The organism is Photobacterium chitinilyticum (assembly GCF_004104355.1).
Classification (GTDB): Bacteria; Pseudomonadota; Gammaproteobacteria; order Enterobacterales; family Vibrionaceae; genus Photobacterium; species Photobacterium chitinilyticum.
The window spans coordinates 1,461,441-1,470,417 of sequence record NZ_RJLM01000001.1 but is presented as its reverse complement, the minus strand read 5'-3'; the positions used below and the strand labels follow the sequence as shown (position 1 = coordinate 1,470,417).

Sequence of the window (8,977 nt, the reverse complement as noted above, 5' to 3'; positions counted from 1 at the left end):
GCCGACCCGGATGCGGGCGAGGCGGTATTTACGGCCGAGACTGTCACCGACGGCAACTACGGTACGTTCAAGATAGGTACAGACGGTACCTGGAGCTATGCGCTGAACAACGGTTCGGCGGAGGTGCAGGCACTGACCGAGGCCAGTGATCCTCTTAATCGCGAGTTTACCGTCACTACTGCCGACGGCACCGAGCACACGGTGACCGTGACGATTAAAGGGGCTGGTGATGCTCCTGAATTTATCAGCGGGACGAACAACTCCCACGGTTTGGATGATCAAGGTCAGGCTGATGTGGACAGCTACCACTTTACGGTGGATGAAAATGTCGCGAGTGCCGAGATCGGCCAGGTTTCAGCCTTCGATCCGGATGCTGGCGACAAGTCGAGTTATACCCTGACCAATCATACTGATCTGTTTGAAATTGACAATGAGAGCGGAGTGATCAGCCTGAAAAGCGGTGTTTCGCTGGATCATGAAACTCTAGATAGTTACGAGTTGACTATTGAGGTCAGTGATAAAGATGGTCTTAAAGATACCGCAACCGTTAATATTGCTGTTGGTGACGTCAACGAAGCGCCTGTGGTGGATCTTGATGGTTCTAATACCGAAGTAACCTTTGTCGACTCTCGCGGTGGTTATAATAATGCTGTGGGTATCTATACCCTCGACGAAAATGGTAATCCGACCGAGCCGAAAATCATTCTGACAGATGCTCATGGCGGGCAGGACGGTGATGTCTTGGCGACGTTGAACGAAACGGGTCAGGAGGTGCGTTTCTTCCTGATCGCCGATGGTCATGATTACTTTGATGCAAACTCTAATGCTGTATTGTCATTTGATATCAGCGGGGCGTTTCCGAAGCTGTTGGTCGATGGTGTTCCTGCGACCAAAGCGGTTTACTTCAGTGATGCCCAATTCAACACTTCTCCTGAGAATGCTTATGACCATTTCCGCGAAGTAACTGACGCTAACGGTACCACCATAGGTATCGAAGATCTGCCGCTGGAATGGCAACAGTTGTTACTCGATGGGAAGCATGGTGGTTTTGACGATGTGATCATCCGAACCGAAACGGTAAATAACGATGTAAATTATGAAACTCGTTATACCGAGAATGGTGAGAGCATTTCCATCGCTGATACAGATGTGACTGTTTCCGATGTTGATGGTGATAATATCCAGTCGATGCGCATTACCTTGACTAACCCTCAGGGCGGCGACAAGCTGGAGGTAGGTGATTTGCCTCAGGGCATTACCGGTACGGTCACGACCATCGACGGTAAGCTGGTTGTTTTGTTGAACGGTGATGCTTCGCCTCAGGATTATCAGGAAGCCCTGAAGGTGGTGCATTACAGTAATACTAGTGAAGCCCCTAATACGGCAGACCGTATGATAGAGGTAGTCGCTTCGGACGGACAGCTTGAGAGTGCCCCGGCAATAACGACTATATCTGTTGTTGCCGTCAATGATGCCCCTGAATTTATTAGCGGAACCAATAATACCCAGGGTTTGGACGATCAAGGCCAGGCTGATGCTGACAGCTACCGTTTCACAATAAGTGAGAATGAAGCAGGAGTCGAAATTGGCCGGGTTGCGGCTTTTGATCCTGATGCGGGGGACAAGTCGAGCTATACACTGACCAACCATACGGATCTGTTTGAAATCAACAGTGAGACAGGGATGATCAGCCTCAAAGATGGTGTTTCTTTGGATCATGAAGCTCTTGATAGCTACACCTTAAATGTTGAGGTCAGTGATGTCGACGGCCTGAAAGACACGGCGACAGTTGAAGTGTCTGTTAGTGATGTCAATGAAGCGCCAGATGCGGTTCAAGATCAGGGCATTACAATTGAGACGAAAACCCTGGATGAAACCAATTGGGATACAAGTGGCGATATTAAAGTTGACTACTATGTGATTGATACTACAACTGGTGAGAAAGTTGCAGATGCAACGAAAGCGGACTTCACTGGTGAAGGTTCTCATGAGTATGGTGTTAGTTCCGAATTGGATAATACTCAGTCAAATCCACCGGAAAACTGGACTAAGCAGTTAGCACATGTCGATGGTAAAAGTGAAGCGATGAGCTTTAGCTTTGAAGGCAACCAGCTCTCCAATCATGTTGATGTTTCTATTGGAAACCTATGGAAAGCCTGGGAGCACGAGCAGGGAGTATGGAAGGCATATTACCAAGGAAGCTTGGTTGCGACTGGTGTCTTTGATCGTAGCGATCTTGGTCCTGCAGAATCGGGCGGCAACGATCACCGTGTCTTAGGCATTGATACCGGAAATCAGTATTTTGACAATATTGAGTTTTCAGCGATTGAATACGGTGATGGTGTTCAGGGCTCGGATAGTTCGGATTATTTCATTACCAAAGTTGAAGCAAAACTAACAACGTTCGATCAGTCGTTTCAGACCCATGAAACAGGTTCGTTGGCAATTGATGTACTCGGTAATGATACCGATCCTGAAAATGACCAACTGACAATTATTGATTATCCGAAAGAGAGTTACGTCACTCTGCAGGATGGCAAGCTGGTATTTGATGCGGCCGAGTACATGAAGACACTAGCGGCTGATGAGCAGGATTTGAAAGCCGGTGAAGTCAGAAATGTAGAGTTTGAATATACCATTGAAGACGATCATGGTTTAACCGACACGGCCAAAGTGACAGTAACCTTGATTGGCGAAACTATTGCGCTTAATGACGGTAATGCAATATTGCATGAGTCTGGCTTGGCAACGGACAGTAGTGAGCATGTCGAAGGTCAGCTAACTGCTGATCTGGGCTCGGCTGAAACGGCAGAGTACCACTTTGATGCTGATCAGAGTTTTAACGGATTGACCAGCGGCGGCCAGGAATTACATTACGAAGTTAGCAGCGATGGTCATACCCTAAAAGGTTATGTTGGGGAAGGTGGCAATCGTGTTGAAGTGCTGGATGCTACTATTGATGGCGGTACAGGTAGTTACGATATTGAGCTGCTTACACCGCTTGATCATCAGCAGCAGGGACAGGATGAATTAACTCTTGATCTGAATGTTACCCTGACTGCGGGAGCCCAGACTGATAGTGCCGTATTGCATGTGGGTGTTGTTGATACCGTGCCAGAAGCGACGTCACAACATCATACGATTTCTGATATTCAGCCGCAGTCTAACTCCGTAGTGATAGCTCTGGATCTGTCCGATTCGATGGGCGATAAGGTTACCGGGCCGAATGGAGAGGAGATAACCCGCTGGCAACTGGCCCAAGACTCAATCAAGGCGATGTTTGAGAAATATGATGAACAGGGAGACGTGCAGTTCAAGATCACTACTTTTGCAGGTCGTCCGGAGAGTCAAACCTCGGACTGGATCAGTTCCACTGCCGAACTTGAAGGCTTCTTTAATGGGGTTTCTCCTTTTGGTCCGACTCCTTACTATAAGGCGTTGGATCAGTTGGGTGAGCTCTTGGACGACGTGAACAGTCAGCAGGTGATGGCAGGCTCAGACAGTCAGTTCTACTTTATTTCCGACGGTAAACCAACGGACTTCAGATATGATGACTGGACAAGGTTTCAGGATAATCGCAATACAATGATGGCAGGGCTTGACCCTGAGGATGTAGGCGGCCAAGTCCGTTACGATAATCTGTTGCGCGGTTATCCGCCGACTGAGGCAGAGCAGAAGCTTATGCTGGAAAGTGCAATGGAGAAGGAACTGACTGATCATAACCAACCGTTTGATAATATTTGGTCTCTTGGGGTCGGCAGTGGTGCATCACTCGAATATCTAACACCGCTGGCTACCGATAAAGGTTCGGCTATCGCCGTAGAAGATGATGCAAAGTTTGCTGACGTTCTTATTACTTCAGTTCCCGGTCAGCTTCAGGATGCAATTAGCTCTGTACATGGCGCAGAAGCGCAATGGGTAGAAACACTTCGCGTTGGAGATGATACTTATCAGTTTGATAAGGAATCTGGTACGGTTTCGAAACTAAATGCTGATGGTTCTAAGTTACAAATGTCTGATACGTCTCTACTTTCAGTGGAAACAGATTCAGGTCGCTTGGTTATGAACTTTGAGACTGGTAAGTATGACTATCAGGCGAAGAATGTTACTGGTAACCAGCAGGATACGTTTGATGTAACACTGATCGATGCAGATGGTGACGAGGTTGATAGCCAGATAGTTATTGATGTGCTGGATCGCGCTCCTGAATTTATCAGTCCGGACGATGCCAACCAGCAACACGGCACTGATGCTTCCGGAATGCCAACAGACGATAGCTTCAGCTTCGATGTTGCTGAGTTAGAGTCCGGCGTGATGGTGGGTAAAGTCGACGCTTTTGACCCTGATAGTGACGATAAACTGAGCTATGCGTTGGCTAGCGGTGATGCTGATAAGTTCGAGATTAACTCGAGTACTGGTGAGATCTGGCTGAAAGAAGGTGTTGAGCTTGACTATGATCAGCAGCAACAGTACCAGCTGAAAGTTGAGGTGAGCGATGGCAGCGATAGGGATTTTGCGGATGTAACGGTAAATGTTAGTGAAAACCACGCACCCGAAAGCCTGCCTGTTCACGGCTATGCCGAGGTTCAGGAGCAGCCAATCAACAAGATCACGGTGGTGTTTGATTCTTCATCGAGCATGGTATACACCTTTGATGGTACTAAAACAGGTTCAGATACTCCTGAGCTGAGACTTGAGTCTCGCGCTTACCTGGCGGCTGAAGCATTGCATGACATGGTCAGCAAAATGATCGATGAAGGCGGGTCATCCAATACATATATTCGACTGGTTCAGTTTGGTGGTATCACAGAAAAACAAGGCTGGTATGATCTTGCTACTGTCCAGTATTTAAGTAAGCCGCCGGAGCTGGGCGATCGCGATCCGATGGATTTGAGCTATCGGAACGAGCTAAATACTTATATGAATCGTTGGTGCTGGACTGAAGATAAAGGGCTGAATACCGACTACGCCAAGGCGATGGAAAGTGTGATGCAACCTGACGATGATAATGTGAGTAACGAAGATTTTAATTCCAGGATTAATTACCCGTGGCAGCCTGATGAAGATGAAAATGGAGATCCCATTTGGAGTTTTGACGTGGTTGAGCTTCCCGTCGAGAGTGTAGACACCATCTTTTTCATGTCCGACGGTGCGCCTAACCCCAAAGAGGGCTCGGTAGCTGAGGGCGATCTTAATGAGCGTTGGCAGCAATATGTTGCGGACAACAACGCAAAGGTCTATGGCATAGGTATCGCGACCGAAGGCAATGAAAAGGTGGATGAAGCATTACACCAGATCAGCGATGAAGTGGTATATGTTGGTTCGGGAGATGATCTATCCCACTACCTGAATCATTTTTCGCCAGAGCCTGTGGCCGGTCAGTTGCTGGCAGGCAGCCATGATGCGGACTCTGACGCCTTGACGGTATCTATTGATGCCAATGACTTCTCCTTGCTTGGTGCAGATCTGCATGGCGCTGATGTCAACGGACCGTTGGTAACTGATACTCAGCTTATTGAAGGTAAGCTGAATGTAACAACTGTATTCGGAACATTGGAAGTGGCTGCCAATGGTAGTTACAGCTTTACTCAGAGTGAGACTTCACCGTTGACTGACGGACAGCAGGCTGATCTTAAGTTTTTGTTTGAAGTTCAGGATGGCAAGGGCGGCGTCAGCGACAACGTCTTCACACTGACGTTGACTGGCGGAACCGGTGGTGATAGCAAGCCGATAGAGATCGAGCAGAATGCACAAAGCGGTGATGAGCAGGCTAATATTCTGACTGGCACCGATAATGACGACATTCTGCTGGGGCAAGGTGGTGAGGATACCCTCGATGGTGGTGTCGGCAATGATATTCTAGTTGGCGGCAGCGGTGACGATACCCTGATAGGTGGGTTGGGTGATGATATTCTGACTGGCGGTGAAGGCAGTGATATATTTACCTGGCATACCTCATCGCTGGGAGATACAACGCAGAATGATGTGATCACTGATTTTCAGTTGGATACCGATAAGCTTGATTTGAAAGATATTTTGCCTGACATTGCAGAAGAGAATCTAGATATGAATGCATTGCTTGGTCATCTCGAAGCGGGTGTGAACGAAGATGGTAACGTTAATCTGACGATAACCGAGGATTCAGGTCAACAGCAAAATATTCTGTTGGATAATGTGGATCTCTCGGCGTTGAGTTTAGATACTGGTGCATCTTCAAGTGATATTGTTAATCAGCTATTCCAGCATCAGGCGTTTAAAACCGATTAATCTTTGTTATTTATAGTTGAAAGCCAAATAGGCATGATAGAAGCCAGCAATCACTGATTGCTGGCTTTCTTTTTGGTTATTTTCAATCGGCAGATAGCAGATAATAGTTGTATCAGAGGGCATAAAAAAGCCGCAAGAAGCGGCTTTCGGTACCTGGCGTTGCAGGACAGAGTGTTAAAACGGATACCAGAATAGCTGCACTGACTGGTAGCGGTTTACAAACCCTAGAATGAGTACCGAGGCAATAATGGCCAACACCATAAAGTCAGCTTTTGCCATTGGTTTGAGGCTATACCATGAGCGCTTATTGTTGCGGCCAAAGCCACGTAATGTCATCGCACTGGAAATGACGTCAGCGCGATCCAGGCTTGAGAAAATCAGTGGGCCTAGGATCTTAGCGACATTTTTAATGCGAGTCAGTACAGGAGCATTTTTTGAGATATCGACCCCGCGTGCCTGCTGGGCATGCATAATATTCACGAAATCTTTCGTTACTTCCGGCAGGTAGCGTAATGTCAGGCTTACAGCATAGGCAATGCGGTAGGGTACTCCAAGCTTGTTCAGGCTGGCTGAAAACTCGGTAGGGTGGGTCGTAAATACAAACACCAGGGCTATCGGGAACATGCTGAAATATTTAAGTGTTACAGTCAGCAGGTAGAACAGCGTTTCTGTGGTGATGGAGTAATCCCCGGCCATGGCCACAAGTACTGTTTTGCTACCCATATACTCTACGCCTTGCTGCGGAGCGATCAGGTACATAAACAAGGCATTCATCAGCAAGACCGATGTCGTGCCTATCATCAGTGGCTTGTAGGTTACAAACGGGACTCTGCTAAGTTTCAGCAAGCCAAAACCAACCAGGATTAAACCGCAAATGACTCGGAGATCAAACGTAATGAGCACCATGGTCACCCAGCCCATGAACAAGATGAACTTGGTGATACCGTTAAGTGCATGCAAAGGTGAGCCAGTATCGGCATAGCTGATACCGAATTTGATTTTATTTGTTTTCATGCGGTTTTATTTGCCTCATGGTTGATGAAGCAACGGATAAAGTTGTCGATACGTTCGATACCCAGCTCTTTTGCCATAGTATAAAGGCTGGTTACCGTTAAATTGGCCTGTTCTAGCAATTCAGGTTGGCTGAAAATGGTATGGACAGGCTGATCGGCCAACAACTGACTATCAGCAATGACAACCGCGCGGTCGGTATATTCCAGTACCAAATGCATGTCATGCGAAATGATTAGGATAGTGAGTCCCAGCTTCTGGTTTAGCTCGCGGACGAAGGTCATCATTGCCGTGTAATGGTGGTAGTCCTGACCGGCCGTAGGCTCATCGAGAATAAGCAGTTCAGGCTCCAGTACTAAGATAGTGGCAATAGTAACTCGCTTTTTCTGGCCGTAGCTTAAGGCTTCAATTGGCCAGTGACGATATTTGCCCAAGCCGCAAAGCTCCAGTATTTCGTGAACTCTTTTTTCGACTATCTGTTCCGGTACTCCACGGTTGCGAAGCCCCGAGGCTATTTCATCAAAGATCATATGATGAGAGATCATATGATTAGGGTTTTGCAATACTACCCCAATATGCTGGCTACGCTCGAAGATAGAATTTTCGCTAAGATCACGGCCATCAAACGCAATGCTGCCATTGTCAGGATCGAGTACTCCCATGATCAAGCGGGTAATGGTTGACTTGCCGGAGCCGTTCTTTCCTAAAATCGAAACGAACTCACCTTTATTGACGGTAAAACTGACATTATCCAATGTCTTGCGTTGACCGTCGTATGAATAGCTAAGGTTGTTAACCGTGAGCAGGGGAGCGGTCGTGTTACTCTTGTTAGTGACTTCCTCTTGCTGATACCAGTTAAGTAGCTGTGGTTTGAAACTATTCATATCAAGTGTTGATAGGTGAGCGGGTCTATCTGCCGCTGTTACTTCGCATCCAGCAGCTTTCAGTGCTGAAAGATAGAGAGGCTCTCTGATCCCATGCTGGGTTAGTAACGGGCTGGCCAGCAATTCGTCTGGTGTCATGTCGGCGACAATCTCACCGCGTTCCATCAAGATAACTCGGTCGACATTGCGATGAAGCACGTCCTCGAGGCGGTGCTCGATAATAATGACCGTTTTGCCGGTCTCTTGCTGCAGCTGATCGATGATCTCGATGGTTGCTTTGCCAGTTTTTGGATCGAGGCTTGCCAGTGGTTCATCAAACAGCAGGATATCGACGTCATCCACCATGACACCAGCCAGAGATACTCGTTGCTTCTGACCACCGCTGAGATCGAACGGAGATAGGTGAAGCATTTGGTCCAAATCTACCATTTCCGCTGTCTGTTTGACGATACTGTGCATCTCGCCTTGGTCGACCATCTGGTTTTCAAGTGCAAAGGCGATATCCTCACCAATACTTAAGCCAACAAACTGGCCATCGGTATCTTGGAGAACAGTGCCAACTATATTGGAACATTGGTGAAGATCTATGCTGCGGGTATCATGTCCATTGATAGACAGGTGACCGGTTATATCACCTTTGACAGCAAATGGGATGAGTCTGTTAAGGCACTGGCCAAGTGTCGATTTACCGCTACCGCTAGGGCCAACGATGACAACCTTCTCACCCTTCTCGATCGTCAGATTGATATTTTTTAGGGTTGGCTTTTCTAACGCCCAATATTTGAACGAGAAATTAGAAAACTCAATTGTCATGC

The 8,977-nt window shown here is 47.4% G+C and carries 3 protein-coding genes; 1 reads left to right on the top strand and 2 read right to left on the bottom strand.

Annotated elements, in window-relative coordinates; all coding sequences use genetic code 11:
* Window positions 1-6,267: cadherin domain-containing protein (locus tag EDI28_RS06270; protein ID WP_128782928.1), on the top strand; the 6,267-nt coding region annotated here is incomplete at its 5' end.
* A 174-nt stretch (window positions 6,268-6,441) separates the two neighbouring features.
* On the opposite strand, the gene EDI28_RS06265 is transcribed toward EDI28_RS06270, so the two are convergent.
* Both EDI28_RS06265 and EDI28_RS06260 read right to left on the bottom strand, forming a co-directional pair.
* On the bottom strand, window positions 6,442-7,281 hold the full coding sequence (locus tag EDI28_RS06265; protein ID WP_128782927.1) for an energy-coupling factor transporter transmembrane component T family protein: 840 nt from the start codon (window positions 7,279-7,281) through the stop codon (window positions 6,442-6,444).
* Window positions 7,278-8,975 carry an ABC transporter ATP-binding protein gene (locus EDI28_RS06260; RefSeq protein WP_128782926.1) on the bottom strand — a complete coding sequence of 566 codons (1,698 nt, stop codon included), beginning with the start codon at window positions 8,973-8,975 and terminating at the stop codon, window positions 7,278-7,280. The genes EDI28_RS06265 and EDI28_RS06260 overlap by 4 nt, the downstream gene beginning before the upstream one ends.
* Between the last annotated feature and the right edge of the window lie 2 nt (window positions 8,976-8,977).

What these genes read in the sequence shown, in the direction of transcription:
- EDI28_RS06260 (WP_128782926.1), bottom strand. Translation starts at nt 8,975, where the DNA reads ATGACAATTGAGTTTTCTAATTTCTCGTTCAAATATTGGGCGTTAGAA.
- EDI28_RS06265 (WP_128782927.1), bottom strand. Translation starts at nt 7,281, where the DNA reads ATGAAAACAAATAAAATCAAATTCGGTATCAGCTATGCCGATACTGGC.